The organism is Mycobacterium sp. GA-1841, assembly GCF_001954135.1.
Lineage (GTDB): Bacteria > Actinomycetota > Actinomycetes > Mycobacteriales > Mycobacteriaceae > Mycobacterium.
In genome coordinates, this window is sequence record NZ_MBEQ01000086.1 from 17,340 (window position 1) to 43,932 (window position 26,593).

A 26,593-nucleotide genomic window follows, 5' to 3' on the forward strand; every position below is an offset into this window, starting at 1 on the left:
TTTCCCTCGCTAAACCCCAATCGGTTAGCCTCACGAATTAACACCCGTCAAGGAGATTGCCATGGTCGATCCGCGCACCCCCGTCATCGTCGGCGTCGGACAGTTCACCGAACGTATCGATCTTGACGGCTATCGCGGGATGTCCTCGGTCGAGCTGGCCACCGAGGCAGCCAAGGCGGCGCTGCGCGACACCGGGGCGGACGCGGCGGCCGTGGCGAAGGCCATCGACACAGTGGCAGGCACCCGGCAGTTCGAGATCTCCGGCCCGGTATCAGCGACCCTGGGCGTGTCCAACAACTACCCGCGTTCCGTCGCGCGCAATGTCGGCGCCGATCCGGCCCGGGCCATCCTCGAGGTGATCGGTGGTCAGAGTCCGCAGCATCTGGTCACCGAGTTCGCCGGGGCCATCGTGGCCGGCACGGCCGACGCGGTGCTGCTGTTCGGCTCGGAGAACACCTCGACGCTGCGCCACTTCTCCAAGCGGGACGACAAGCCTGATCATTCCGAGACCATCGACGGTCAGTTGGAAGACCGCGGCTACGGCTATGACGGCATCTTCGACGAGTACACGATCAAGCACGGATTGATCGGCGCCCCGGTGCAATACGGACTGTTGGAGAACGCCCGTCGGGCCCGGCTGGGCCTGTCGGTCGACGACTATCGGCAGGCAATGGCCGAGCTGTTCGCACCGTTCTCCAAGGTTGCTGCCAAAAACCCGTATTCGTCGTCCCCGGTGGAACGTTCGGCGGAAGAGCTCGCCACCGTCACCGAGAGCAACCGGATGATCTGTGACCCGTACCCGCGCATGATGGTGGCGCGCGATCAGGTCAACCAGGGTGCGGCCGTTCTGTTGATGTCCGTCGAAACCGCCCGGAAACTCGGTGTGCCCGAGGAGAAGTGGGTGTATCTGCGCGGGCACGCCGACATGAAGGAAATCAAGCTACTCGAGCGCGCCGAGCTGGGTTACACCGCGACGGCGGCGATCGCCGTCAACGAGGCCCTGCGCGTTGCCGGCATCACGCTCGACGACATCGAAGCATTCGATCTCTACAGCTGCTTCCCGTTCCCGGTGTTCAATTTCTGCGACGGCACCGGCCTGGCGCCTGACGCCGAACGCGGCCTGACCCTCACCGGCGGCCTGCCGTTCTTCGGCGGACCGGGCAACAACTACTCGATGCACGGCATCGCCGAGGCCGTCAACGAAATGCGGGACAAGCCGGGACAATTCGCGCTCATCGGCGCCAACGGTGGCATCGCCAGCAAGTACTCGGTCGGCATCTACTCCACCGCGCCTGCCGACTGGGTGGAAGACAACAGCGCGGCCCTGCAGGACGAGTTCAACACACAGCAACGGGTGGCGATCACCGAAAAGGCCGACGGGCCGGGCCGGATCGAGACCTACACGGTGCGCTACGACTGGACGCCACGCACCGGCATCATCATCGGCCGCCTGGACGCCGACGGCAGCCGATTCCTGGCCACCACGACCGACGAAGCCTTGCTGGAATTGCTCACCGAAGGTGAGCCGTTGGGCGCGAAGATCGTCGTGGCGTCCGGGGAGAAGCGCAACACCGCGTCGCTGGCGTAGTCCAGCCCCCTGCCGAGCAGACACAAAACTGCCCAAATCCGATGGGGAAAGGGCAGTTTTGTGTCTGTTGGCGGGCTAAATCGAGGCCAGCTTGCCCGCGAGTCGCTCCACGTAGGCGGCGACGTCAGCCTCGGACTTGTCCGGCAGGCCGAAGAGCACCTCGGTGACGCCCAATTCGCGCCAGTGCGCGAGCTTCTCGGCATCCGGCTTGAAGTCCAGTGCCACGATCTGCGGCGCGCCGGAGCGTCCGGCCGCGGCCCAAGTGTCCTGCAGGAGCTTGACGGGCTCATCGATGTCGAAGTCGCGTGGCGTGGTGATCCAGCCGTCGGCGGACTTCGCGATCCACTTGAAGTTCTTCTCGGTGCCGGCCGCGCCCACCAGGACCGGGATGTGCGACTGCACGGGCTTGGGCCAGGCCCACGACGGTCCGAAGTTCACGAATTCCCCTTCGTAGGAGGCTTCTTCTTCGGTCCACAGCGCCCGCATGGCTTCCAGGTACTCACGCAGCATGGTGCGACGCCGGCCCGGCGGCACGTTGTGGTCGGCGAGTTCGTCGGTGTTCCAGCCGAATCCGACGCCCAACGACACGCGCCCACCGGAGAGATGGTCGAGGGTGGCGATGGACTTGGCCAGGGTGATCGGGTCGTGTTCGACAGGCAGCGCGACAGCCGTCGACAACCGCACCCGCGAGGTCACCGCGCACGCAGTGCCCAACGACACCCACGGATCAAGGGTGCGCATGTAGCGATCATCGGGCAGGGACTCGTCACCGGTGGTGGGGTGAGCGGCCTCGCGCTTGATCGGGATATGCGTGTGCTCGGGCACGTAGAACGTCGTGAAGCCGTGATCGTCGGCGAGTTTGGCGGCCTTGGCCGGGGCGATGCCGCGGTCACTGGTGAAGAGAACGAGCCCATAGTCCATATCCAGAATTAGAACGTGTTTCAGTCCCAGTAGCAAGACGATCCGTCTCGTAAGCGCCGGTGTCAAAAGAAAACTTCACCGCGAGCGATACCCGCGACGTGCGCCGATGCGTTGGCTGGGATCTCCGGCATGACGACTGAACGCATCGCCGACCACGTCAAGTTCGCCTACTGGGTGCCCAACGTCAGCGGCGGCTTGGTCACCAGCGACATCGAGCAGCGCACCGACTGGAACTACGAATACAACAAGAAGCTGGCCCAGACCGCGGAGAACAACGGCTTCGAGTACGCCCTGAGCCAGGTCCGCTATGAGGCCAGCTACGGCGCGGAGTACCAGCACGAGTCCACCAGCTTCAGCCTCGCGCTGCTGCTGGCCACCGAGCGACTCAAGGTCATCGCCGCCGTTCACCCCGGTTTGTGGCAGCCGGCGGTGCTGGCCAAGTTGGGGGCCACCGCCGATCACCTGAGCAACGGCCGATTCGCGGTCAACGTCGTCTCCGGCTGGTTCAAGGACGAGTTCACCCACCTGGGTGAACCGTGGCTCGAACATGACGAGCGCTACCGCCGCAGCGCGGAGTTCCTGGAGGTGCTGCGCAAGATCTGGACCGAGGACGACGTCGATTTCCGCGGCGATTTCTACCGCATCCACGATTTCACCCTCAAGCCCAAGCCGCTCAACACCGCCGAGCGTCCCAACCCGGAACTGTTCCAGGGCGGGAACTCCACCGCCGCCCGACGCAACGGCGGGCACTACGCCGACTGGTACTTCTCCAACGGCAAAGACTTCGACGGCATCACCGAGCAGGTTGTCGAGGTGCGTGACCACGCGCGTGACGCCAATAGAGAGGTGAAGTTCGGACTGAACGGATTCATCATCGCCCGCGATACCGAGAAGGAAGCAAAGGAGACGCTCAAGGAGATCGTCGCCAAGGCCAACAAGCCCGCGGTGGAGGGGTTCCGCGGCGCGGTACAGCAGGCCGGCAACTCCACCGGCGACAAGAAGGGCATGTGGGCTGATTCCAGTTTCGAGGACCTGGTGCAATACAACGACGGCTTCCGCACCCAATTGATCGGCACACCCGAGCAGATCGCCGAACGCATTGCCGCATATCGCAAACGCGGCGTCGACCTGATTCTCGGCGGCTTCCTGCACTTTCAAGAGGAAATCGAGTACTTCGGCGCCAAGGTGCTGCCACTCGTCCGTGAAATCGAGGCCGCCGAAACCAATTCCGCCGACGCACCCGTCCTGGTATCAGCTTGAGACCGCGCCGACACCGAGCACGCGCGCCCGGCACCCAGCTGGGTGCGCTAGCGTGGAAGCTCGAATCGCTCACGTGGTCGGTATTCATGCCTGCGTGATACGTCGCGAAGCTCGATAGCACAGGAGAGGTCATGACCTACCCGCCCAGTAACCCCGGATACCCCCCACAGTCGGGATCCCAGTTCGAGGCGACTCAGCAGTTCGCCAAGGCCGTCCCCGCGCAGATCCCCGCCACCCAGGCCTCGGCCGCGCCCGGCGAGAGCAAGCTGGCCGAGATCCTGCTGGCCGTGGTGGCCGCTGCGGGCTTCATCACCTATCTGGTGAGCTTCGCCTTGGACTCCAGCACCGCGCAGGGCTTCATCATTCTGGTGGGTCTGCCCCTGCTGGGCGCGCTGTTGGCCGGCGTCAGCCTGCTGCCCAAGCAGAAGAACTACACCGCGGTCGCGGCTGTGGTCTCGACGATCCCCTTCTTGTTCGTCGTTGCCGCCGTGGTGCAAAGCGGGGGCGAGATCGGCGGCGCGTTGTGGGCAATTCTCGCCCTCACCCTGATCCAGGCGGGCGCGGCGATCGCGGCACTGCTCTTCGATGCCGGCGTCATCACCCCGCCCGCACCCAAGCCGCAGTTCGATCAGCAGCCTCAGTACGGCCAGTACGGTGGCCCGTCGCAGTACTACGGCCAGCAGCACCAGCCGCAGGGCGGCCAGCCGTATCAGCAGGCTCAGCCGCAGCGTCCCGGTTACCCCTCGCAGTACGGCGGTTACCCCGGTGCCCAGAACACGGGTGGTTTCCCGGTGCAGCCGTCGCAGGGCCAGCAGGGTCAGCAGCCGAGCGGTCCGCCGACCCCGCCGACCGGCTACCCGACCTACGGACAGCCTCAGCAGTCGCCCGGTTCGGCGCCCACCACTTCGGTGCCGGCGCAGCCGCAGGCACAGCAGTCGTCTTCACAGCAATCTGGCCCTGCGCCGTCGTAAGCTGATCGGCGCGTGCGCTGCGGTGCGCACGCGCGATCATTGCGAGGAGCAGCCCAGCAAGTGAGTAACCGGCCAGTCGGCACCCGCCAGGCACGTGAGTTGCTCCGGGTCGCATTCGGGCCGTCCGTCGTAGCGCTGGTGGTCATCGCCGCAGTTGTGCTGCTGCAACTGCTGATTGCCAACAGCGATATGACGGGCGCTCTCGGCGCGATCGCCAGCATGTGGCTGGGTGTACATCAGGTGCCGGTGTCGATCGGCGGCAGTGAGCTCGGCGTGATGCCGTTACTGCCGGTGCTGGCGATGATTTGGGGCACCGCGCGCATCACGGCCGCGGCCACCGCGCCGAATTCCTCCTGGCTGGTCACGCGCTGGGTGGTGGCCTCGGCGTTGGGTGGGCCGATTCTGATCGCGGCCCTGTTGTTGGCGGTCATCCACGACGCCGCCTCGGTGATCAGCGAGTTGCAGACCCCGAGTGCGCTGCGGGCCTTCGGCAGCGTGCTGATCGTGCATGCGATCGGCGCGTTCGTCGGCGTCGGCTCGAAGGTGGGCCGGCGCACCCTGGCCGTGTTGCGAGTGCCCGCGTGGCTGCCTGACGCGATCCGCGCGGCGGTGGCCGGCGTGCTCGCGCTGTTCGGGCTTTCCGGGGCGGTGACGGCGGTGTCGCTGGTGGTGCACTGGGGCACGATGCACGACTTGTTCGCAATCACCGACAGTCTGTTCGGCCAGCTCAGCCTGGCGTTGCTGTCGATCCTTTACATCCCCAACGTGATCGTGGGTACCTCGGCGATCGCGGTGGGGTCCAGTGCTCACGTCGGTCTGGCCACGTTCAGTTCGTTCACGGTGTTCGGCGGAGACATTCCCGCCGTGCCGGTGTTGGCCGCCGTGCCCTCGCCGCCGTTGGGGCCGATCTGGGTGGCCTTGTTGATCGTCGGCGCGGCATCGGCGGTCGCCGTGGGCCAACAGTGTGCGCGACGGCCGCTTCCGATCGGTGCTGCGACGGGCAAGTTGGTGGTGGCGTCGGGCCTGGCAGCGGTGACGATGGCGTTGGCCGGTTATGCCGGGGGCGGTCGGCTGGGCAACTTCGGTGACGTCGGGGTGGACCAGTCGACATTCGCGCCGGCGGTGTTCCTGTGGTTCGTCGGGATCGGTGCGCTGACCGTGGTCATGTCCGGTGGCCTGACCCGGAAGCCGAGGCCTGTGGTGGCGCCCCGACCGGAGCCCGAGCCCGAGCCCGAGCCCGCGCTGGAGCCGGAGTCGGAGCCTGTGGAGGAACCCCTGCCCGAAACCGATGAGTACGTCGACATCGAACCCGAACCGGCACCTGGTGAGCCGCTGGTGTCGTGGTCGGCCGACGACGTTGCGGACGACACCGAGCAGCCGCTGGACGTGGAGGAAGTCGTCTACGAGCCCGGTCCGCAGACCTACGACGACCTCGATGACGATCCGGAGGACCACTTCTTCGTCGACGACATCTCCGATGACCCAGCGACCGGCGATCAGCCGCGTCGCACGGGCGACTAGGCTGCTCGCGTGCAGCAACCGCTACGAGTGCCTCCGAGCGCACCGGCACGGCTGGTAGTGCTGGCTTCGGGGACAGGGTCGTTGCTCGCGTCGCTACTGGCCGCCGCCATCGACGACTATCCCGCCCGCGTCGTCGCCGTCGGCACCGACCGCAAATGCGCCGCGCTGGACATCGCCGCGGCGGCCGGCGTGCCGTCGTTCACCGTGCGGCTGGGCGATCATTCGGATCGCGCCGCCTGGGATGCCGCGCTCACCGAGGCTACCGCCGAGCATCAGCCCGATCTCGTGGTGTCGGCCGGGTTCATGAAAATTCTGGGCGGCCAATTCCTTTCCCGTTTCCCGGGTCGGGTGGTCAACACCCATCCGGCGTTGCTGCCCGCGTTTCCGGGGGCGCATGCGGTGCCCGAGGCGTTGGCGTACGGCGTGCGGGTGACGGGCTGCACGGTGCATCTCGTGGACTCCGGGATGGATACCGGGCCGATTCTGGCCCAGCACGCCATCGAGGTGCTCGATGATGACACCGAAGAGACTTTGCATGAGCGCATCAAGGTGGTCGAACGGCGGCTGCTGGTGGATGTGCTGGCCGCGCTGGCAACCCGCGGCGTGACCTGGACTGGACGAAAGGCGACCTTCGGATGTTGAGGAGACAACGGTGAGCGAGAAGAAACCGATCCGACGGGCGCTGATCAGTGTCTATGACAAGACCGGTCTGGCCGATCTGGCCCGCGGCCTGCATGAGGCGGGTGTGGCCATCGTCTCCACCGGGTCGACCGCCAAAACCATTGCTGCCACCGGTGTTCCGGTCACGCCCGTCGAGGACGTGACGGGTTTCCCGGAGGTGCTCGACGGCCGGGTCAAGACCCTGCACCCGCGCGTGCATGCCGGCCTGCTGGCCGATACCCGCAAGCCTGAACATGTTGCGGCTCTGGCCGAACTCGAGGTCGAGGCGTTCGAGCTCGTGGTGGTGAACCTCTACCCGTTCTCCGAGACCGTGGAGTCCGGGGCATCGGTGGACGAGTGCGTCGAGCAGATCGACATCGGCGGCCCGTCGATGGTGCGTGCCGCCGCGAAGAACCACCCGAGTGTGGCCGTGGTGGTCGATCCGCTGGGCTATGACGGCGTGCTGGCCGCGGTGCGGGCCGGCGGCTTCACCCTCGCCGAGCGAAAGATTTTGGCGTCCTTGGCTTTCCGGCACACCGCCGAGTACGACGTGGCGGTGGCGTCGTGGATGGGGTCGACGCTGGCGCCCGAAGAACCGGCCCAGAAGCTGCCGCAGTGGTACGGCGGCACCTGGCATCGCAGCGCGGTGCTGCGCTACGGCGAGAACCCGCACCAGCAGGCTGCGGTGTATCGCGACGATTCCGCGTGGCCCGGACTGGCGCAGGCCGAGCAGCTGCACGGCAAGGAGATGTCCTACAACAACTACACCGATGCCGACGCGGCGTGGCGGGCCGCGTTCGACCACGAAGAGATCTGCGTGGCGATCATCAAGCACGCCAACCCATGTGGCATCGCGATCTCCTCGGAGTCCGTCGCCGACGCGCACCGCAAGGCGCACGAATGCGACCCGCTCAGCGCGTTCGGCGGCGTGATCGCCTCCAACACCGAGGTCAGTGTCGAGATGGCCGAGACCGTGGCCGACATCTTCACCGAGGTCATCATCGCCCCGGCATATGAGGCCGGCGCCGTGGAAGTGTTGGCCCGCAAGAAGAACATCCGCATCCTGGTGGCCTCCGAGCCCTTGGTCGGCGGCATCGAGCTACGCCAGATCAGTGGAGGCGTGCTGTTGCAACAGCGCGACGCGCTCGATGCGGCCGGCGACGATCCGGCCAATTGGACACTGGCCACCGGTGAACCGGCCGATGCGCAGACACTCACCGATCTGGTGTTCGCCTGGCGGTCCTGCCGCGCGGTGAAGTCGAACGCGATCGTCGTCGTCAAGGACGGCGCGACCGTGGGTGTCGGTATGGGGCAGGTCAATCGGGTCGACGCCGCCGGGCTGGCCGTGCAGCGTGCCGGTGATCGCGTGGTCGGTTCCGTCGCGGCCTCTGACGCGTTCTTCCCGTTCCCCGACGGCCTGGAGACACTGACGAATGCCGGTGTGAAGGCCATCGTGCATCCGGGTGGGTCCGTGCGCGACGACGAGGTGACGGCGGCCGCCGCAGCTGCCGGCATCACGCTGTACCTCACTGGTGCACGGCATTTCGCGCACTAGCTGACGTTCGCCGTTTTCTACCTGGGGGTTGTGGCGGTATGCGGTTGACGACCTTGGGGTAGAAGTCGGTGCGTGGCTTGGCGGGCGTTAATCCACAGCGCGTATTTCATCCCCAGCTTCAGTTGAGCGAAGCGGAGATGCCGTCAATCCGTCGGTCGTGGTGTTGATCGTCAGTCCATGAGTTTCCCTTTCATCGGTCCCGAGGCGCTCGCGGCGGGCAGTCTCACTCGAGCGCAACTGCGGTGGCGATATGCCTCGGCGCATCCACGCGTCTACCTGCCGAACGGTGCCACCCGAAACCTAAAGACCAACACCGTGGCCGCATGGTTGTGGAGCGGCCGTCGCGGCATCATCGCCGGTCGGGCCGCGGCCGCATTACACGGTGCGGAGTGGGTCGACGACGACGTTCCGATCGAACTGATCACCGAGCATGGACGTCGGCGCCCCGGCATCATCGTGCGAGAGGAACGCATCAGGTCCGACGAGGTTTGCCAGGTCGGCGATTTCAGCGTCACCACACCTTTGCGGACGGCGCTTGATCTCGCCCGGTTCCTTCCTCGTGATGACGCGGTCGCTCACCTCGATGCGCTGGCCATCGCGACGGGCATTGAGGCCGACCAGGTGCTCGAAGTAGCTGACCGATATCGCGGGCTGCGGGGAATACGAAGCGCCCGAACAGCACTCGACCTGATGGATGCCGGTGCGCAATCTCCGAGGGAAACCTGGCTACGGCTGCTTCTCATCGACGCGGGATTTCGACGGCCGCGCACGCAGATCCGGGTGAGCGACAAGTTCACCGAGGCATTCATCGACATGGGATATGACGACGTCAAGGTGGGGCTGGACTACGAGGGCAAACACCACGCCACGGACCGTCGACGTGTTGTCCACGACATCGGCCGCAACGAGTTCATTGAACGAGAAGGCTGGATCGACATCCGCGTGGTGGCCGAACACACCAGGGCTTTCATCCTTCGCCGGGTTCGAGAAGCCTTTGCCCGTCGCGGTGCTTCCCCGTTTTCTACCTAGGGGTGGTGGCGGCAGGGGTTTGACGACCCTGGGGTGGAAATCGGCGCAGGGGTGTGGCGGGCGGCTCACGGTTTTCTACCTAGGGGTTGTGCCGGCACGCGATCGACAACCGTGGAGTAGAAAACGGCGCACAGGTGAGGCAACGGCACGCCAAAACCTACGCACTCACCTCATCTTCGGCCTCAGCAGTCGCATAGGCGATGAAGGAGGTGATCTCCTCGACCGCGCGACGGGCATCGGGGTTGACGTCGAAGCTGAGCTGGAACATGTGCATTGCCCGGTCCCACACTTGAACCCACACGGGCACACCGGTGGCCTGGAGTTTGTCGGCCAGGGCAAAGGCGTCGTTGAGCAGCATCTCGTGGGTGCCGACCTGCAGCAGGAACGGTCCGAGCCCATGCAGATCTGCTTCAGGCGGCATCACGGGTGTGGGCCGGGTGCCGTTGACGGTGGCGAACACGTCATAGATGAACTTGACCGTCATGAACGGGAACATCACGTCGCGATGTTCTTGCAGGGCACGGTATTTGAGGTCCATGTCCGATGACGTCAGAGGCGAGAGCATGACCTGCCCGGCGGGGACCGGCAGCCTGGCGTCGCGGGCGGCCAGTGCGGTGTTGGCGGCCATCAATCCACCGGCCGAATCACCGGCCAGGACAATCCGATTCGGAGCGAACCCGAGCGACAGCGCCAGGCGGTACCCGTCAAGACCATCGGCCACCGCGTCTTCGATGTCGGCCTGAGGTGCCAGCCGGTAACCGATGTTGAGCACGCGGGCCCCCGTGGCGGCCGACAGCTTCGAGACGAAACGTCGGTGTGAGTTCAGCCCGAGGGTCACCAGTGCCGAGCCGTGCAGGTAGACGATCACCAGATCGGAGTCACGGGCCTCGGGGGCGATCACCCATTCGGCCGGGCAGTTGGGCAGCGCCACCGGCGTCACCGTCGTACCGGGCAATGGCTTGATGAACCGCAGTGGCCGGTCGATGACGTCGAGGCGGGCGCGCTGCAGCAGTGCGGGGGCGATGCGGTTGACGGCCATGCCGATCACGGTCAGCAGCCCGAGCAAGGGTCGCAGGGTCAGTGCGGTGGCCACACCGAGGGCTCTGGACTGCAGGGATGCGGGGCCGAAGTGCACGGTGGCCGGCCGGCTACGCCAATCGAGCGAATTCACGGTACCGAGGGTACTGGGTACCTAGCGGGCCGTGAGGCCCGCCCCGTCGATCAGATGAAGCCGAAGGCGGGGAAGCCGTAGAACTCTTCCTCGCCCGGGTACACCGGCGGCGTCGCGTCGATCTGGACGTTGCCTTCCGAGGCGCAGTCGGTGGTCTGCCCGCCGGCAATCGAGCTGCCACCGGTCACCTCGCACTGCGGAAGCAAGGACGGTTCGGCGGCCGCGGTCGGCGCACCCAGAATCGCGACCGCGACGCCGAACCCAGCGGCACTGAGGACCAAGAGGTTACGCATTGGCGACATGGCGAGTCGTTCCTTTCATCCGGGTCGACGTTGCGTCGACCCCGCACGCGAGGGTGTCGCGCAAGTTATTGTTGCGGCAAACATAGACCATCGCTTGCGAGCGGGCCTGATGATCGAGGAGTCTCATGAAACTTGTCACACGTTCACGCAGCTGTGCCGTCGCCGTGCTGGGCGCGGGCGCGGTGCTCCTCGGAACGTCGGCAACCGCCGCTGCCGAGCCGCCGAACTGCACCACTGCTGACGTGACCGCGGTGATGGCAGGGGTTTCGACGAACATGACCGCCTACTTGTTCACCCATCCCGAGGTCAACGCGTTCTTCACCGGGTTGCAGGGGCAGGGTAAGACGGATACCGCTCAGAAGACCAAGTCGTACCTCAACGACAATCCGCAGGTGCGCGCCGAACTCGATGCGATCCGTGCACCCGCGGTCGACCTGCGCAACCGCTGCAACATCCCGCTGGACGCCGAGATCTCCGGCGTGATCTAGGCCCGCCGACGGCGTCCATAGACGTCCGAAAGAGTTGGAGCCGGCCCCCTTTGGTGGCCGGCTCTTCTCGTGTGATCGGCTCAGGGCAGGGCGACGGTGGCCTGGGCCTCGATCGCCTTGTTGACGTCGGTCAGCGCGTTCTTGTCGCGTTCGAGTGCGTCGGCGTTGATCTGCAGCACGTAGACGTTGCCCGGCGCCGGGATCACCACGGTCGTCTGGGTGATCGCGCGGCGCTGGTTGCCCTTGGCGTAGGTGCCGCCCAGGTGGACGGTGGGGAAGCCGCTGATGTTGCCGCGAGTGACCTCGCCGCTGGCCTTGTAATCAGCCAGATTCTGCAGTTCGTTGGGCGCGTATTCGAGCAGCTTGTTGGGTTCGACGTCGCCGGCCAGCTTGGAGATCAGCGAGATCACCGACGGCGGGTCGGCCGGGCTGACCGGGTCGTTGACGATCGCCGAGTACGCCCAGTTCGGGGTGCGAGGCCCGGCGTCGACCCATCCCGGCGGCGTCGGCATGGTGAACACGGGTGCGCCCGGATCACCGCGGTGCACCGGTGTTTCGATGAAGCCGCTCTGCTTGATGTAGTCGGCGATGGTGAAGGCGTGCCCAGGCGGTTTCGGTGATGTCGAGGTGGCACTGTCGTCGGCAGCCACTGCCGACGTGGTCTCGCCGCCACCGCCGTTGTCGTCACCGCCCGAGGTCACCGCGAGCGTGATGCCGCCGACCAGCAGCACGACGGCACCGATCACCCCGGCCGCCATGATGATGTTGCGCCGGTTGTCGGGCTTCTTGGGTACCGGATTCCGTGGCAGCGGAGGCGGCCCGAAACTGGTCTGCGGCGGCAGCGGCGGCGGTCCGCCCAGGCTCTGCATACCGCCCGGGACACTCGCGACGGGTTTGCCCGACGAGATTTCGTTGCCGGCCCACGATGACGTGAACACCGGTGGTTCCGACGGCTGCTGCACCGGCCGCGGGTTCGACGGCGACTGCGGGGTCACCGGCGGCGGGGGCGAATGCACGGGCTTGGGGATGATCAGCGGGGTGGTGGGCGGCGCCGGCTCCGGGGTGGGCGCGGGCGTGCGCATCTCGGGGGTGGTCCCGGTGGCTGCCTCGGTGAGTGCGACGGCGAAGTCGTGGCAGGTGTCGAAGCGGTCTTTGGCGTCTTTCGACAACGCTTTGGCCATCACGGAATCGAAAACGGCCAGTTCGGGTTTCGTGTCACCGAGCTTTGGCGGTGGGGAGTTCAGATGGTGGCTGATCACCACGGCCGGGTTGCTGTGCGCGAACGGCGGGGCGCCGGTGAACAACCGATAGGCGGTGGCAGCCAGCGAGTACTGGTCGGCTCGGCCGTCGAGCGGTTGGCCCATCAACTGCTCGGGAGCGGTGTAGGACATCGAGCCCACGGTGATATTGGTCGAGGTGAGCCCGTTGACCTCGTCGGCGCGGCGCGCGATACCGAAGTCGGTCAGCATGATGCGACGCTTGGCACCTTGTTTGCTGGTGAGCAGGATATTGGCGGGTTTGACGTCGCGGTGCAGCAGCTTGCGTTGATGCGCGTAGTCCAGCGCGTCGCCGACGGCGGTGACGACTTCGATGACGTCTTCGGCCGGCATGCCCGACGGATACTGATCGTGCAGGAGCCGGGCGGCGTCATGCCCGTCGACATAGTCCATCGAGATCCACAACCGGCCCTCGAACTCGCCGCGGTCGTGCACGCCGACGATGTGTGGGTGCCACAGCGTGGCCGCCATGTCCGCCTCGCGGATGAACCGCTGCCGGAATTCGTCGTCGGAGCTGACGGTGATGGGCAGCACTTTGAGAGCGTCCTCGCGAGGTAACCGCGGGTGGGACGCCAGATAGACCTCGCCCATGCCTCCAGTGCCCACCAACCGCACGATGGTGAACCCTGCGAATTCCTGACCGCTAGCCAACGGCATGGAGCGCAGACTACCTGTCGGAACGTCTGGATCACGACTATGGCGGGGGTATGGCTCGTGCGCGGCGGGCATCGGTTCTGACGGGTGGCGATGTGCGCAGGCCGGTTCAGTCGTAGCGTGGAGTGGTGAGCCAACCCAAAAACGATGGTCGCCGGCCAGCCGTCCCCGGTGATCTGCCTCGTACCGTCGGTGAGCTTCGTGCCGCCGGCCATCGTGAACGGGGCGTCAAAGCCGAGATCCGCGAGAACCTGCTGGCCGCCCTGGCGGACCGCCGCGACATATGGCCCGGGATCCTCGGTTTCGAGGACACGGTGATCCCGCAATTGGAGCGCGCCTTGATCGCCGGGCACGACGTCGTGCTGCTCGGCGAGCGCGGGCAGGGCAAGACCCGGCTGCTGCGGGCACTGACCGGACTGCTCGACGAGTGGACGCCGGTGATCGCCGGCTCCGAGTTGGGCGAGCACCCGTTCAGCCCGATCACTCCGGAGTCGATCCGCCGGGCCGCTGATTCCGGTGAGGACCTGCCGATCGAGTGGCGCCACCGCAGCGAGCGTTACACCGAGAAGCTGGCCACCCCCGACACCAGCGTGGCCGATCTCGTCGGCGACATCGACCCGATCAAGGTGGCCGAGGGGCGCAGCCTCGGTGACCCGGAAACGATCGCCTACGGGCTGATCCCGCGGGCGCATCGCGGCATCGTGGCCGTCAACGAGCTGCCAGACCTGGCCGAGCGGATTCAGGTGTCGATGCTCAACGTGATGGAGGAGCGCGACATTCAGGTCCGCGGCTACACGCTGCGGTTGCCGCTCGACGTCGTCGTCGTGGCCAGCGCCAACCCCGAGGACTACACGAACCGCGGCCGGATCATCACGCCGCTCAAGGACCGGTTCGGCGCCGAGATCCGCACGCACTACCCGCTGGAGATCGATGACGAGGTGGGCGTGATCCGCCAGGAGGCCCAATTGGCCGCCGAGGTCCCCGATTACCTGCTCGGTGTGCTGGCCCGCTTCGCCCGCAATCTGCGGGAGTCGAGTTCGATCGATCAGCGCTCCGGGGTGTCGGCGCGGTTCGCAATCGCCGCGGCCGAGACGGTGGCGGCCTCGGCACGGCACCGCTCGGCGATTCTCGGCGAGGACGATCCGGTGGCCCGGGTGGTGGACCTGGCCAACGTGATCGACGTGCTGCGCGGCAAGCTGGAATTCGAGACGGGCGAGGAGGGCCGCGAGCAGGCGGTGCTGGAGCACCTGCTGCGACGCGCCACCGCCGACACCGCACAACGGTTGCTGGGCGGCATCGACGTCGGCCCGCTGGTGGCCGCGATCGAGGAAGGCTCCCCGGTGACCACCGGTGAGCGGGTGTCGGCCAAGGACGTACTGGCCGCGCTGCCCGATCTGCCGGTGGTCGACTCGATTGCCTCCCGGTTGGGCGCGGTGTCGGTCGGTGAGCGGGCCGCGGCGGTCGAATTGGCCTTGGAAGCGCTGTATCTGGCCAAGCGGGTGGACAAGGTGTCGGGGGAGGGCGAGACGGTCTATGGCTGATTCTGGGGCCGGCGCCGGCCGGGGCCACCACGCACACACGTCGCGGTATTCGCGATACACCGGTGGCCCCGACCCGTTGGCACCGCCGATCGATCTGCGCGACGCGCTCGAGCAGATCGGTCAGAGCGTCATGGAGGGGAGCTCGCCGCGTCGGGCCCTCTCGGAGCTGATGCGCCGCGGCACCGAGGGCATGCGCGGCACCGACCGGCTGGCGGCCGAGGCCAACCGCAAGCGTCGGGAGTTGTTGCAGCGGCACAACCTCGACGGCACCCTGCAGGAGATCAAGAAGCTGCTCGACGAGGCCGTGCTGGCCGAGCGCAAGGAACTGGCCCGCGCACTCGACGACGACGCACGCTTCGGTGAACTGCAGATGGAGGCGCTCTCGCCGTCACCGGCCAAGGCCGTGCAGGAACTGGCCGACTATGACTGGCGCAGCCCCGAGGCACGCCAGAAGTACGACCAGATCAAGGATCTGCTGGGCCGGGAGATGCTGGACCAGCGGTTCGCCGGCATGAAGGAGGCGTTGGAGAACGCCACCGATGAGGACCGCCAGCGGGTCAACGACATGCTCAACGATCTGAATGACCTGTTGGACAAGCATTCCCGCGGTGAAGACACCCCGCAGGACTTTCAAGACTTCATGGACAAGCACGGCGAGTTCTTCCCGGAGGGCCCGCAGAACATCGACGAGCTCCTCGACGCGCTGGCCAAGCGGGCCGCCGCCGCACAGCGGTTCCGCAACAGCCTGTCCGCCGAACAGCGGGCTGAGCTGGATGCCTTGGCGCAGCAGGCGTTTGGATCACCGTCGCTGATGAATGCGCTCGACCGGCTCGACGCGCACCTGCAGGCCGCCCGTCCCGGCGAGGATTGGACCAGCTCGGAACGCTTTTCCGGGGGCGACCCGCTGGGCATGGGCGAGGGCGCGCAGGCGATGGCCGACATCGCCGAGCTGGAGCAGCTGGCCGATGCACTGTCGCAGAGCTACGCCGGCGCGACGATGGACGACGTCGACCTCGAAGCGCTGGCCCGCCAACTCGGCGACGACGCCGCGATCGACGCCCGCACCCTCTCGGAGCTGGAGAAGGCCTTGGTGAACCAGGGTTTCATCGATCGCGGCTCCGACGGGCAGTGGCGGCTGTCGCCCAAGGCCATGCGTCAGCTCGGCCAGACCGCGCTGCGCGATGTGGCGCAACGGCTTTCCAGCCGGCACGGCGAGCGGGACACCCGCCGGGCCGGGGCGGCAGGAGAGTTGACCGGGGCGACGCGACCCTGGCAGTTCGGCGACACCGAGCCGTGGAACGTCACCCGCACCGTCACCAACGCGGTGCTGCGTCAGGCCGGGAGCCGGGCGGACGGCCCAGCCCTGCCGATTCAAGTCGCGGTCGAGGACGTGGAGATCTCCGAGACCGAGACCCGCACCCAGGCCTGCGTCGCGCTGTTGGTGGACACCTCGTTCTCGATGGTGATGGAGAACCGCTGGCTGCCGATGAAGCGCACGGCGCTGGCGCTGAACCACCTGGTGAGCACCCGGTTCCGCTCAGATGAGTTGCAGATCATCGCCTTTGGGCGTTATGCGCGCACCGTGACCGCCGGAGAGTTGACCGGGCTCGAGGGTGTCTACGAGCAGGGCACCAACCTGCACCACGCGCTGGCGCTGGCGACGCGGCATCTGCGTCGTCACCCCAACGCCCAGCCGGTCGTGCTCGTGGTGACCGACGGCGAGCCCACCGCCCACCTGGAGGATTTCGGTGACGGGGAAGGGTCGTCGGTATTTTTCGACTACCCCCCACACCCACGAACCATCGCCCACACCGTGCGTGGGTTTGACGAGGTGGCCCGACTGGGTGCTCAGGTGACGATCTTCCGGCTGGGCTCTGATCCCGGTCTGGCCCGGTTCATCGACCAGGTGGCCCGCCGAGTGCAGGGGCGTGTGGTGGTGCCTGATCTCGACGGCCTGGGCGCCGCTGTCGTCGGCGACTACCTGCACTCCCGCCGCCGCTAGCCGCGTCGCGCTCGACGCAAAACGTGGGCGCGTAGTGTCTGTCTGCGATGGGGGACATGAGGCGTGGTGTGGTTGCGTTGGCGGCCGTCCTGATGGTCAGCGGGTGCACGCAGCTGACGGACGGCACGCCGAAGGCCGGGTTCGAGCCGGCCGGTCACTCGACAGATCCCTCCGGCGCGCCGGCGTACAAGCCACAGTCGTGCGAGCAGGTGCATTCGGACGCCTGGATCGAGCTGTCCGGAATCGGGCCGGACGACCCCAGGGTGCGGATCGCCCAACCGCCGGGCTGGGAGCCGGTTCCCGAGTTGGCCACCGGGCCGGTCCGATTGGTGCTGCGCAATGTGTCGCTCAGTGATGGTGTGACGAATCCGGCGCTGTCGGTGGCCACCGCGGATGCCACCGACGGTGACCGCCCACCCAGAGACCTGTTGAACGACAGCATCAAGGGCTTCCAAGCCGGCGGTGGGCAGAACATCAGCCCGGTGCCCGCCGAGGTCTGTGGGTTTCCGGCATTGATGGCCAACTACACGGTTCCGCCCAAAGAAGAAGGCGGCAAGACGGTCTATGTGACCGCGGTGTCGGTGATGGTGCCGCTCGGGTCGAGGGTGTGGAACGTGGTGGCGATGGCGCAGACCACGGCCCCCAACAACGAGACCTACATGAAGGACGTTCAGGTGATGTTGGCCGGCCTGCGGATCGCCTTGCCGCGCTGAATGGGCATTTGCTGACACTGCGGTTTGCCGTCGGGTAGCTTCTGCTCATTCGAATCAGGCGGAGAGGTGGCGGCATGGCACATCGCTGGGGCCGACGCGCGGTGCCGGCATCCCTGCTGGGCGGTACGGCGCTGGTGATGACGGCTGCGCTCGGCGTGACACAGCCGGTCACCCCGGTACAGCTGGCCGCGCTCATCATCGGCGCGAGTTCGACGAATCCCGGCGGTGACGGCGTCGCGGATTTCTACGGCGGGCTTTACCGGCAGGGCCACGACGAGCCGGTCGTCGCGAACTTTTTCACTGGTCCGTTCGGGGTCTACCGCGCCATCGGTGACCACCGCGCCGACGACAATGTGGTGCTGTCCTCGGGTTGGGGCGCGGCCAATGTGAGCTTGCTGCTGAGTTACGGCAAGCTCACGCACGATTCCGTGGTCAGCCAACCCCGGCTGTATGTGCTCGACAACAACGTCGCCAGCCCCAACGGCGGATTCGGCACGCGGCTACCGTTTTTCGCGGCGATCGGGGTGAATCCCATCCCCACACCGACAGACCCGGGCGTGCCGGTGGTCAATGTGGTCTACGAGTACGACATCAACTCCAACATCCCGGCCTACCTGTGGAACGCGCCGGCGATGGCGAACTCGTTGATGGCTTACCTCGATCGCAGGCTCAACCAGGACAGCCTCGATTTCCCGATCGACGCCGAGGGCAACGTGCGCGATTGCGACACCGCCTGCCAAGACGAACTCGCCGCCGGTGGGACCATCCTGCGCCCCACGGCCGACGGGACGGTGCGGATCAGCAAGGTCGACGACACCACTTACGTCGGCTATGAGTCCGCCGACCTGCCGCTGGTATCGCCGCTGCGGGCGTTGGGGGAGCCGGGCAACCTGCTGGCCGACGCCGCCACCCCGGCACTGCGGGCCGTGGTGGACTACGGCTATCCCGACAACGACCCGCTGGCCAACCCGCAGAAGTACACCCCGGCCCGGCTCATTCCGACCCGCCAGGAAACACAGCGGTTCGTCACCGAGTTCACCGCCGGCGTCGAGGAAGGTGCGGCCATTCTGCGCCGGGGTTCGGTAGCCGAGCCGTCCGAGGCTCCGTCCGCGCGGACAATTGCGACTGCGCAGGCGACGGAGACGAAGACGGAGACGGAGACGGCGAGGGCGCCGCGGCCGTCGTTGCGTAAGAGTGCGGACTTCTCTCCGAAAGCCGCAGGGCGCGACCACGCCTCGGCTGTACGGCGAGCGAGCCTGACCCCGAGCGAGCCTGTGTCCGAGGGAGTTCGGGCGTGGGCCAAGAAGAAGCTGCGCGGTGACAAGTCTGCGGCTGACAAGTCTGCCGCTGACAACCGAGCGGATTCAGCCGCGTCGTAGTGTGCGCTCGAGTGTGCCGAGTGTGCACGGCCATTGCCGGCTGCGCAGGATCGCCGTGGTGGGGCCGATAGGGCGGAATTAACCAGAAGTGCAGCGATCTTGAAAATGCGCTGATTGACAATGTCAGTGAGCTTGTTTATCCATTATTGGTCAGATCACAGTGCGCGCAGATATTGATTCGCTGCGCTGTCATGAGATTCGGTGTCATGCGGTGGTGGGTGGCTCGGACGGCGGCGAAAATGTGCTCGTTGTGAGTCGTCATCGCAGCTGACCACTGCTGGTGGAAGGTTCACCCGCGGGTTTGTCTCCAATTCGATCGTTGGCGGCTGGCTGTTCGGATTTGCTGTTAATTCACCGATCTTGAAATTAATTCGGCTTTGCCTCGCTATTTAGGCACGTCGACATCGTGATTGGTCTGTGATCGGTGGTGAGTGGAGGGTTGCGGAAACTTGAGCGGCGCATTTAGCCTTTTAAGGAGTTTCTCAGTTGCACGCCGATATCGAAATCCATTTCGGTTTGTCCGATTCAAGATTCAAGAGGAGGTCTACGCAGATGGAAGTTCGTTCGTTCGTCACCGCCAGTGCGGTACTCCTGAGCACCGGGGCGCTCGTGACCGCGGTACCCATGGTGTTGGTCCCGCAGTCGGAGATCCAGATCGCTGCCGAGTCCACGGCGCCGCCGAAGCAGATGACGATTCAACAGGTCAGGTTGATGGCGTTGAGCGACATCACCGATCAGGGTTTGTCCGACGCCTATTTCCACGGCTACCGCGGCGCGGTCACCGGACCTCCCGAAGGCACCCCCGCCCCGACGGGCATTCTCGGCGCCGCGAACTACCTCGTCGACACCGCGCTGCCTGCCGACACGCTCGCCGAGAACATCGCGATCGGAATCAAGTACCTGCCGGCCATCCGGAAGTCGGCGATCGACGTGGCCAACAGCCTCGATCCGACCGGCAAGTATGAGCTTGGAAAGCGCGTCGACAACTTCTTCGAGGACGTCACCACCAAGGCGCTGGGTGACGCCGTGATCGACAACCTCCCCGATGACACCTTCGCCAAGGGGGTCGCCAAGGCGTACTTCGGCAGCTACCGCGGGGCGGCTGGCACGCAAGGCGTCGTCAACTACGTTTCCGACGCCATCGATCAACGGGACTGGACACCGACACCGGGTGGCACGACGACGACATCCGACAAGGCATCCGTCCGCCTGCTGTCCACGGAGGCCGACACCGATACCGACGCGGACAGCGATACGACGACGGCCGCCGACCCCGGGACGGCCAAACTGCCCAACTCGAAGTCGCTGGTGAAGTTGTCGACACCTAACATCGAACCGAAGATCGTCCTGCCGAAGATCGAGCCGAAACTTGAGCGGGGCGATACGAATTCGACGATCGAGCTGCCGACGATCGAACCGAAGGTGGAGCTCACGAAAGTCGAGCCCACGATCAAAATCCCGAAGGTGAAGACGGAGCTGCCGAAGGTTGAGTCGCCCAAGGCGACCCAGCGTACGGTCGCGGACACCAAGTCGGAAACCGAGTCTTCGACGCTCTCGGCGGACGACTCCGAGGCCGACACCTCGGACTCCACTGCCGGGGTGGGTCGAGACGGCTCGGTGGCCAAACGGGAAAGCAAGAGCACCCAAAGCAAGAGCACCGAGAGCAAGAGCACCGAGAGCAAGGCCACTGACAAGGCCACCGAGAGCAAGCCCACCGAAAGCAAGAAGTCGGCCGGTGAGAAGTCTGCGGATAAGACCACGTCTGCGGTGAAGAAGGCGGCCGATAAGGCGAAGAGCTCCAAGAGCAAGACAGCCAGCTCGCGCAGTAGTGACACCGGGAGCAAGAGTGATTCCGGGTCGCATTCCGCCGATGGCAATAAGTAGCATCGGGCTCCTCAAACGGCCCCCACCGTCGGTGGGGGCCGTCTCCTTCGGAACTCATAGTTGACGTCCGGCTGCGGCTGGGTGACCGAGGGGGCGGAACGCTCTGATCCCGCGGTTTCAGAGGGATATCCGTTGTGCCCGCCTGCGAGCGACTTTTCAGCGACTATCACCACACCCGCATCAATGTGCTCACCAATCCCGTTGTCGCTGAGCATTTTTTGCACTTGCACACCGCTGACCCCATGAGCCTCATCCGTCCAGCGCCCGGTTGTCAGCGACTCTGTCGCTGACCGGTGGGCAACCTAAACCACTGAAAGGCAATGCCTTTGGCGCCGCAATGGCGTGAGTGGTTCGTTGGCCGGGTACGAACGGTGCCCCGGTACTCATGCGGCAGCAGTCGCTGAAAAGTCGGCGCTTCGACGGCGTGGTGGAGCATCGTCGCGTCGCGGGCCAGCGACGGCCAGAACTGTCAGCCGAACGTCGATCTGCACGGTGCGGACGCGGCCTTCTGTGCGGTTGGTAGGCCGCTGGGACCATAAATCTCAGGTTTCTATCAGGTTGCTGGGTCGGCCGATGGCCGGCGCCGAGGCTTTGATGCACGTCGGTGAAAAGCCATTGTTTACCACCTCGTAAGTTACCGATTATCGCCCGTTTACAGACGGCGTTTTCAATTCTTTGCATTCGCAATCGATGGACGCTCGTGTTGGTGAGCTACCACCGGCTGGCGTGTGGTGTGAAGGAGCCTCGTTGCCGAGAACATGCAGGATGATGCGCGGACTCACGATGGCCGGCGATCCAGGGCGAGTATTTGTTGTCGAATGCAAAGGTTGGCTGCGCCATTTCTCTCCGTGCTGCATCGGCCCGCCGATCGGGTGAGTACGCATTTGTCGCTGCATAACTCGGATGCGCGGCGCATGCGGGCGGCGACGTCCATCGATTCAATTGGTCAATGCTTGTCGCCATCGGTTGCGGGCCGCCGAAGTGAGCCTTAGCATCCTCAGCAGTTTCTCAGTAGCCGCGGCGCCCGCGCGGATTCTCGGAATCGGCCGTTTTCGTCCTCTAGACACAAGGGGCCCATCACATGGCTGTACGTCCGCTCGTCACCACCGGTGCCGCACTGCTGAGCGCGGGCGCACTCGTCGCCGCCACGCCGGCGTTGTTCGTTCCTCGCGATCAGATGACAATTGCCGCACCAGTCGCGGCAGCGGCGCCGGCGAAGCTGACGCAGGAGCAGATCAATCTGCTCGCACTCTCATTGCAGGGCGCCTGGCAGTCCTTCACCCAGGGGTACGGCGGGATCTGGTTCCCGGGTGAAGACGACGATGGCAATGCGGTGGAGGGCGACTGCACGCTCGAAGGCGCGGTGTGCCAAAAAGGTTTCACCGGGCTGGCGTACTACCTCAGCGACACCATCCTGCCGTTGGGCGATCTGGACAACATCTTCTTCGAGGGCGGCTTCACCGAGCTCGCACACCAGGCTGTGCGCACCGTTGCCGTGGCGATCGATGCGGTCGACCCGACCGGCCGGCTGGACCTGACCAGGCGCGTCGATGACTTCTTCGAGGGCGGCGCGACGCAACTCGTCGGCAACCTGCTGCTCGACAATCTGCCGCAGGACGGCTACGCCTACGGCGTCACCAACTCGCTCTTCTTCGGGTACGGCGACAACACCGGCATCTATGCCACATTCACGTACATCGTGGATGCCATCGCTCAGGGCACGCCGACGCCCGAACCGAACCTCATCAATCCGTTCACCGCTGAGGTGCAGACCCAACAGCTCGACGAGTCGACATCCGACACCACATTGCTCGCCAGGAGCACGGCCTCGGCGGAGTCCGGTGCCGGCTCGACCGGCCTGCCCAACTTCAGCAAGCTCCCGTCCCTGCCGATGCCCAAACTCGACGCCGAGGTGCCGTGGAAGAGGCTCACGGAGAAAGTGGACCTCACTCCACCGTCCAAGCTCGCCGAAGACGTCGACGGCGAGGATCAAAACAAGGTCGACGAGAACGCCGAACCCACTCCGGTGGTGAACGAGCCGGTCAAGTCGGAGACTCCCACGTTGAGCCCGCCGAAGTTCACGGCCCCCAAGGTGCCCGAGCTGAAGTTGCCTGAGCTGAAGCTAGACGCCAAGCCCCAATTCAAGGCACATATCAAGGCCAAAGACCATGTAAATACTGATGATACGGAATCTGGCTCCAAGGATGTGAACACAGGCGTCGACACGTCGGGCGGCAACAAGGTGACGCCACCCGTCCTCTTCGGCGACGGCGAACCGAAGGGTGAGTCCAACGGCAGCAAGTTCCTGAAAAATCTGGCGGAGGCCGTCAACGGTGTCACCGGCGGGAAGGACGCCGGGTCCGGCAGCGGCAAGACGGACGACGGCGAGAAGTAACGCCGTCGTGGATGCTCTCAGTTTTCACCCAGAAGCCTGCGACGGCGTCGATGTTCGCTAGGAGCGGCACTGCCGGTTCTCGACCGGGCAGTACGCGAGACGCTTGCGGCGTTTTTTGTGGCCGGCTTTTTCCGGCTATTTCAGACGGAAATCGAAGACGGCCGCGAGCACTTTTCGTCACTGCCATGAACCGAACTCCCACTGGGGTACCCGGCTGATTCCCCGACAGGTACCCCAGTGGCTCCTGCACGGGTTGCCACGCCCGAGGTGTTCTGCGCAGCATGAGGCTGAATCTCGTGCCATCGCACCCACGGGCATGAGGGCTGACGTAGGCATACGACGTCGGCAGCCACGGGCTGATACTGAGCCGAGACCGCTGCCGGCGCGAGTGTGCCGTGACTGTACGGGGCCTGAGCAGGCCACGAGTTCCTCGGACGTCGACCGGCGGTTTTAGGGCTCACGCGTCGAGCGACAACGAAATTCGTCATTAGCTGTATGGACGCCGAGTCAAAATGGCGGCCTCACGGCCGAATGCATTTTCAGAACCGCCCCGCAAAAACCGCGTCCAGGCGCGCGGTGAGGGGCTCGACCGCGTGTCGGTAGAGGTTGCGGGAGGCCGTGGCGGGTCTTACCCTTCTCAAGGACTTTTAAGGTTCCACGCAGGTACCGGCATGGATTCTCAGGATCCGCTCACGTTCAAGACAAGGGGCCACACCCATATGGCAGTCCGTCCGCTTCTCACCACCGGTGTTGCACTCGCGAGCGCGGGTGCCATCATCGCGGCGACACCGGGGTTGATGACTCCGCCCAACATCGCGATCGCCGCGAGCGATGCTGCCGCGGCGACCCCGAAGAAGTCGGTCACCGTTAGCCAGCTGAATCTGCTCGGGCTCAGCGACATCGACATCCAGACCATCTCCGACATCTTCTTCCGCGTTGATGCATGGGGTGGCATCGTCGGCAGCTCTTACGACCAGTACTACGGCGGCAGCTATCAATATGCCGTGGACGAAGACGGGAATCCCGTCTACGAACAACAGGTCGATGCAGATGGAAAGCCTGTCGTCGACGCAGCGGGCGACCCGGTATTCGTGCCGGTTCTGGATGAGAACGGGGAGCCTGCGGTTGATGAGGACGGGAACCCTATATACAAGCGGAAGCTTGTTCCTATTAGTGGCCAGATCTACCGCGACGGGCTTGTCGGGCTTGCTTACTTCCTGAGCGACCAGATCCTGGACGAGGCTGTCACCGCCGGTATCCCGGTGATCTCGGATGCCGCCGCGTTCCTGTACGACAACGTGAACCCCTACTTCTTCGAGGCCGGCCTCGAGGAGACCTTCCGGGTCGTCGCCTCTGAGCTCACCGGCGGGATCAACGGACCCGTCGGGCAGGCGCTGGCCACTGCCGAAGATCTCTCGCACAACTGGCTGACCTATACCGGGGCGATTCTCACTCTTGCCGCGGGCGGTGTCCCGTTGGCAGGTCCGGACTTGGCCGCCGCCACGAGCATCTTCTTCTTCGGCGGTCCGGTCGAGGACGACGGCAAGGAGTACAACCAGGGCATCGATGGCGTCATCAACTACGTCGTCGACCGGGTTCTCGGTGCGCCTGCCCCTGGCACTGAGGTCGAGGACCCTGACGAAGACGGCGAGACCGGTGAGGGAGCCGAAGACGCCGAGACCCTGAACGCCAAGACCGGCATCGCATCGCTCGTCTCGGCGCGGAAGGCGTTGCCGTCGCTGGACAAGCTGTTCAATATCGACCTCAAGGCCGAGGAAGAGGCTGCGGAAGACGGCACCACGGTCGGCAAGACCGAGGGCAGCGCCGAGGGGATCACGCCGGTCGCCGAGGTATCACAGCCTGAGGCGCCGAAGCTTGGGTTCCCCAAGCTGTCGAACCTGAAGCTGGATTTGACCCCCAAGGCTCCGGTCAAGGAGACCGCAGCCGACGAGGAGCTCAAAGAGGCTGCGCCCGAGGGGAATTCCGGAGAGACCGAAGAGAAGTCCGGCGAGACGGACCCGAAGTCGGGCGAGACGGACCCGAAGTCGGGCGAGACGGACCCGAAGTCGGGCCAGACCGAGCAGAAGGCCGGCGAGACCGAGTCCGCTGACACAGGCGCCGCGCGCGGGTCTGCCAACAAGTTCACCCCGAAGCGCCACACGGAGCGCAAGAAGTCTGCGGGTGAGAAGTTCGTCGAGAAGGCCGCCGATGACCTGAAGAAGGCGTTCACACCGAAGACGAAGGCCGGCGCTGACAAGACCGCCAAGCCTAAGCATGACACCGGCTCCGCCTCCGCGTCGGGTTCCAGTGCCTCCGGCAGCAGCGACAGTGGCAGCAAGGACAAGAAGGACAAGAAGGACTAGCGGCACCGACCTTCAGGTCAATGGCCCCCTCCAAATCGGAGGGGGCCATTGCTTTTTCGCAAATCAGCCCGTTTCTGCGTGCTGACTGTGAGTTCTCGTGATCATGGGCCGAATTGCGCATGAACAACGTCGTCGGCGCCTATCGCGGACGAGTGCCGTGCCTTAGTTTCGCTGTCGGACCAGCGGCAGCAGCTGCCGTCTGGGCTGAAACCATCTGCGGCGCAACGCCAATCACGAGAGGTAACGGGCATGGCAAAACATCGGAAGGTCTCCGAGCGGTCGGTACGGGGACGAACGCTGGTCGGTGGGATCCTCGCGGGCGGTGCGCTGGCGATTGCCGTGCCGGCCGGGTTGGCCTCTGCCGACTCCAGCGCGTCGGGCAATGCGGTGGGCCGTCCGGCCTTCGACAACCCGGCGCCGGGAGTGCGGGCGGCCCAGGCCGTCGGTGACAAGGTGTTCAACCAGACCCCGGGCATCAACAAGACGCTCGACGACAGCCCGCTGGGCGAGGTGTACCACACCAACTACGGCACGGGGAACTATGCCGATCCCAGCAAGGGGACCAACGGTGCCGTTCAGGGCGAACTGAATGTCAACGCCGGCAAGTACTACTACAACGAGACGCAGAAGTATTCGGCGCAATACCTGGGCAACAAGATCCTCCCGGATGAGAAGGACTTGCCGGGCACGTTGCCGAAGGCGGTGGCGGGCGTCAGCGTCAAGTCGTCGAGTGCCGAACCCTCCAACGCCAACAAGTCGTTGACGTGCGTGGCGACGACGGCCTGCCGGCACTGATCGTCAGAGACAACGACGGGCGGGCCTGCGGGCCCCCCCCACGCCCTCCTCCCCCCGGGCTTATTCCTCGGCCCCGCCGGCGGGCGGCGCGCCCCCCCCGCCGCGCGGATCACCCTCTTTGAGG

The 26,593-nt window shown here is 65.5% G+C and carries 20 protein-coding genes; 16 read left to right on the top strand and 4 right to left on the bottom strand.

Features of this window, described 5'->3' with window-relative positions; translation table 11 throughout:
• Positions 1–61 precede the first annotated feature (61 nt).
• Positions 62–1,588 carry an acetyl-CoA acetyltransferase gene (locus A5740_RS20210; RefSeq protein WP_076196943.1) on the top strand — a complete coding sequence of 509 codons (1,527 nt, stop codon included), beginning with the start codon at positions 62–64 and terminating at the stop codon, positions 1,586–1,588.
• 75 nt (positions 1,589–1,663) lie between these two features.
• Here A5740_RS20210 and A5740_RS20215 read toward each other — a convergent pair whose 3' ends face one another.
• Positions 1,664–2,509 (bottom strand): LLM class F420-dependent oxidoreductase, encoded by an 846-nt coding sequence (locus A5740_RS20215; RefSeq protein ID WP_076196945.1) that lies wholly within the window; start codon positions 2,507–2,509, stop codon positions 1,664–1,666.
• Between the two features lie 129 nt (positions 2,510–2,638).
• Here A5740_RS20215 and sfnG point away from each other — a divergent pair, with 129 nt between their 5' ends.
• The 6 genes from sfnG to A5740_RS20245 all read left to right on the top strand — a co-directional run bounded on the left by sfnG (position 2,639) and on the right by A5740_RS20245 (position 9,505).
• The gene (gene sfnG / locus A5740_RS20220; protein ID WP_076196947.1) at positions 2,639–3,769 is read left to right on the top strand and encodes a dimethylsulfone monooxygenase SfnG; all 1,131 of its coding nucleotides are present in this window, start codon (positions 2,639–2,641) and stop codon (positions 3,767–3,769) included.
• 131 nt (positions 3,770–3,900) lie between these two features.
• Positions 3,901–4,740, top strand: a complete 840-nt coding sequence (locus tag A5740_RS20225; protein WP_076196949.1) for a DUF5336 domain-containing protein — start codon at positions 3,901–3,903, stop codon at positions 4,738–4,740.
• Between the two features lie 60 nt (positions 4,741–4,800).
• A complete protein-coding gene (locus tag A5740_RS20230) occupies positions 4,801–6,261 on the top strand; it encodes a DUF6350 family protein (protein WP_076196951.1) in 1,461 nt (486 codons plus the stop codon).
• Positions 6,262–6,270: 9 nt separating this feature from the next.
• Positions 6,271–6,903: a phosphoribosylglycinamide formyltransferase gene (gene purN / locus A5740_RS20235; RefSeq protein WP_076196953.1), complete on the top strand. Its 633-nt coding sequence runs from the start codon at positions 6,271–6,273 to the stop codon at positions 6,901–6,903.
• Positions 6,904–6,913: 10 nt separating this feature from the next.
• Positions 6,914–8,476, top strand: coding sequence for a bifunctional phosphoribosylaminoimidazolecarboxamide formyltransferase/IMP cyclohydrolase (purH, locus tag A5740_RS20240; protein ID WP_076196955.1), 1,563 nt, complete (start codon positions 6,914–6,916; stop codon positions 8,474–8,476).
• Positions 8,477–8,653: 177 nt separating this feature from the next.
• The gene (locus A5740_RS20245; RefSeq protein ID WP_076196957.1) at positions 8,654–9,505 is read left to right on the top strand and encodes a hypothetical protein; all 852 of its coding nucleotides are present in this window, start codon (positions 8,654–8,656) and stop codon (positions 9,503–9,505) included.
• Positions 9,506–9,662: 157 nt separating this feature from the next.
• Here A5740_RS20245 and A5740_RS20250 read toward each other — a convergent pair whose 3' ends face one another.
• Both A5740_RS20250 and A5740_RS20255 read right to left on the bottom strand, forming a co-directional pair.
• The gene (locus A5740_RS20250) at positions 9,663–10,676 is read right to left on the bottom strand and encodes an alpha/beta hydrolase (RefSeq protein ID WP_076196959.1); all 1,014 of its coding nucleotides are present in this window, start codon (positions 10,674–10,676) and stop codon (positions 9,663–9,665) included.
• Positions 10,677–10,726: 50 nt separating this feature from the next.
• Positions 10,727–10,978, bottom strand: a complete 252-nt coding sequence (locus A5740_RS20255) for a hypothetical protein (RefSeq protein WP_076196961.1) — start codon at positions 10,976–10,978, stop codon at positions 10,727–10,729.
• 125 nt (positions 10,979–11,103) lie between these two features.
• On the opposite strand from A5740_RS20255, the gene A5740_RS20260 reads away from it, so the two are divergent.
• Positions 11,104–11,466 (top strand): heme-binding protein, encoded by a 363-nt coding sequence (locus A5740_RS20260; RefSeq protein ID WP_076196963.1) that lies wholly within the window; start codon positions 11,104–11,106, stop codon positions 11,464–11,466.
• 80 nt (positions 11,467–11,546) lie between these two features.
• Here A5740_RS20260 and A5740_RS20265 read toward each other — a convergent pair whose 3' ends face one another.
• Complete coding sequence (locus A5740_RS20265; RefSeq protein ID WP_076196965.1) at positions 11,547–13,400, bottom strand: LpqN/LpqT family lipoprotein; 1,854 nt, start codon at positions 13,398–13,400, stop codon at positions 11,547–11,549.
• A 125-nt stretch (positions 13,401–13,525) separates the two neighbouring features.
• Between A5740_RS20265 and A5740_RS20270 the strand changes: the two genes are divergently transcribed.
• The 8 genes from A5740_RS20270 to A5740_RS20305 all read left to right on the top strand — a co-directional run bounded on the left by A5740_RS20270 (position 13,526) and on the right by A5740_RS20305 (position 26,469).
• Positions 13,526–14,938 (top strand): sigma 54-interacting transcriptional regulator, encoded by a 1,413-nt coding sequence (locus tag A5740_RS20270; RefSeq protein ID WP_175616301.1) that lies wholly within the window; start codon positions 13,526–13,528, stop codon positions 14,936–14,938.
• Entirely contained in the window at positions 14,931–16,940 is a 2,010-nt protein-coding gene (locus tag A5740_RS20275) for a VWA domain-containing protein (protein WP_076196967.1), read from the top strand. Before A5740_RS20270 ends, A5740_RS20275 begins: the two co-directional genes overlap by 8 nt.
• A gap of 56 nt (positions 16,941–16,996) precedes the next feature.
• On the top strand, positions 16,997–17,653 hold the full coding sequence (locus tag A5740_RS20280) for a hypothetical protein (RefSeq protein ID WP_139335254.1): 657 nt from the start codon (positions 16,997–16,999) through the stop codon (positions 17,651–17,653).
• A gap of 74 nt (positions 17,654–17,727) precedes the next feature.
• Entirely contained in the window at positions 17,728–19,032 is a 1,305-nt protein-coding gene (locus A5740_RS20285) for a PE-PPE domain-containing protein (protein ID WP_076196971.1), read from the top strand.
• Between the two features lie 552 nt (positions 19,033–19,584).
• Complete coding sequence (locus tag A5740_RS20290) at positions 19,585–20,916, top strand: hypothetical protein (protein ID WP_076196973.1); 1,332 nt, start codon at positions 19,585–19,587, stop codon at positions 20,914–20,916.
• A 1,081-nt stretch (positions 20,917–21,997) separates the two neighbouring features.
• Positions 21,998–23,311 carry a hypothetical protein gene (locus tag A5740_RS20295; RefSeq protein WP_076196975.1) on the top strand — a complete coding sequence of 438 codons (1,314 nt, stop codon included), beginning with the start codon at positions 21,998–22,000 and terminating at the stop codon, positions 23,309–23,311.
• A 512-nt stretch (positions 23,312–23,823) separates the two neighbouring features.
• Positions 23,824–25,674 carry a hypothetical protein gene (locus A5740_RS20300; RefSeq protein WP_139335255.1) on the top strand — a complete coding sequence of 617 codons (1,851 nt, stop codon included), beginning with the start codon at positions 23,824–23,826 and terminating at the stop codon, positions 25,672–25,674.
• 249 nt (positions 25,675–25,923) lie between these two features.
• Positions 25,924–26,469: a hypothetical protein gene (locus tag A5740_RS20305; protein ID WP_076196979.1), complete on the top strand. Its 546-nt coding sequence runs from the start codon at positions 25,924–25,926 to the stop codon at positions 26,467–26,469.
• Positions 26,470–26,593: the final 124 nt, after the last annotated feature.

Bases quoted from the DNA above. Each gene is read 5' to 3' on its own strand.
- A5740_RS20210 (WP_076196943.1), top strand. From the start codon at position 62: ATGGTCGATCCGCGCACCCCCGTCATCGTCGGCGTCGGACAGTTCACC.
- A5740_RS20215 (WP_076196945.1), bottom strand. From the start codon at position 2,509: ATGGACTATGGGCTCGTTCTCTTCACCAGTGACCGCGGCATCGCCCCG.
- sfnG (WP_076196947.1), top strand. From the start codon at position 2,639: ATGACGACTGAACGCATCGCCGACCACGTCAAGTTCGCCTACTGGGTG.
- A5740_RS20225 (WP_076196949.1), top strand. From the start codon at position 3,901: ATGACCTACCCGCCCAGTAACCCCGGATACCCCCCACAGTCGGGATCC.
- A5740_RS20245 (WP_076196957.1), top strand. From the start codon at position 8,654: ATGAGTTTCCCTTTCATCGGTCCCGAGGCGCTCGCGGCGGGCAGTCTC.
- A5740_RS20255 (WP_076196961.1), bottom strand. From the start codon at position 10,978: ATGTCGCCAATGCGTAACCTCTTGGTCCTCAGTGCCGCTGGGTTCGGC.
- A5740_RS20260 (WP_076196963.1), top strand. From the start codon at position 11,104: ATGAAACTTGTCACACGTTCACGCAGCTGTGCCGTCGCCGTGCTGGGC.
- A5740_RS20265 (WP_076196965.1), bottom strand. From the start codon at position 13,400: ATGCCGTTGGCTAGCGGTCAGGAATTCGCAGGGTTCACCATCGTGCGG.
- A5740_RS20275 (WP_076196967.1), top strand. From the start codon at position 14,931: ATGGCTGATTCTGGGGCCGGCGCCGGCCGGGGCCACCACGCACACACG.
- A5740_RS20280 (WP_139335254.1), top strand. From the start codon at position 16,997: ATGAGGCGTGGTGTGGTTGCGTTGGCGGCCGTCCTGATGGTCAGCGGG.
- A5740_RS20285 (WP_076196971.1), top strand. From the start codon at position 17,728: ATGGCACATCGCTGGGGCCGACGCGCGGTGCCGGCATCCCTGCTGGGC.
- A5740_RS20290 (WP_076196973.1), top strand. From the start codon at position 19,585: ATGGAAGTTCGTTCGTTCGTCACCGCCAGTGCGGTACTCCTGAGCACC.
- A5740_RS20295 (WP_076196975.1), top strand. From the start codon at position 21,998: ATGGCTGTACGTCCGCTCGTCACCACCGGTGCCGCACTGCTGAGCGCG.
- A5740_RS20300 (WP_139335255.1), top strand. From the start codon at position 23,824: ATGGCGGCCTCACGGCCGAATGCATTTTCAGAACCGCCCCGCAAAAAC.
- A5740_RS20305 (WP_076196979.1), top strand. From the start codon at position 25,924: ATGGCAAAACATCGGAAGGTCTCCGAGCGGTCGGTACGGGGACGAACG.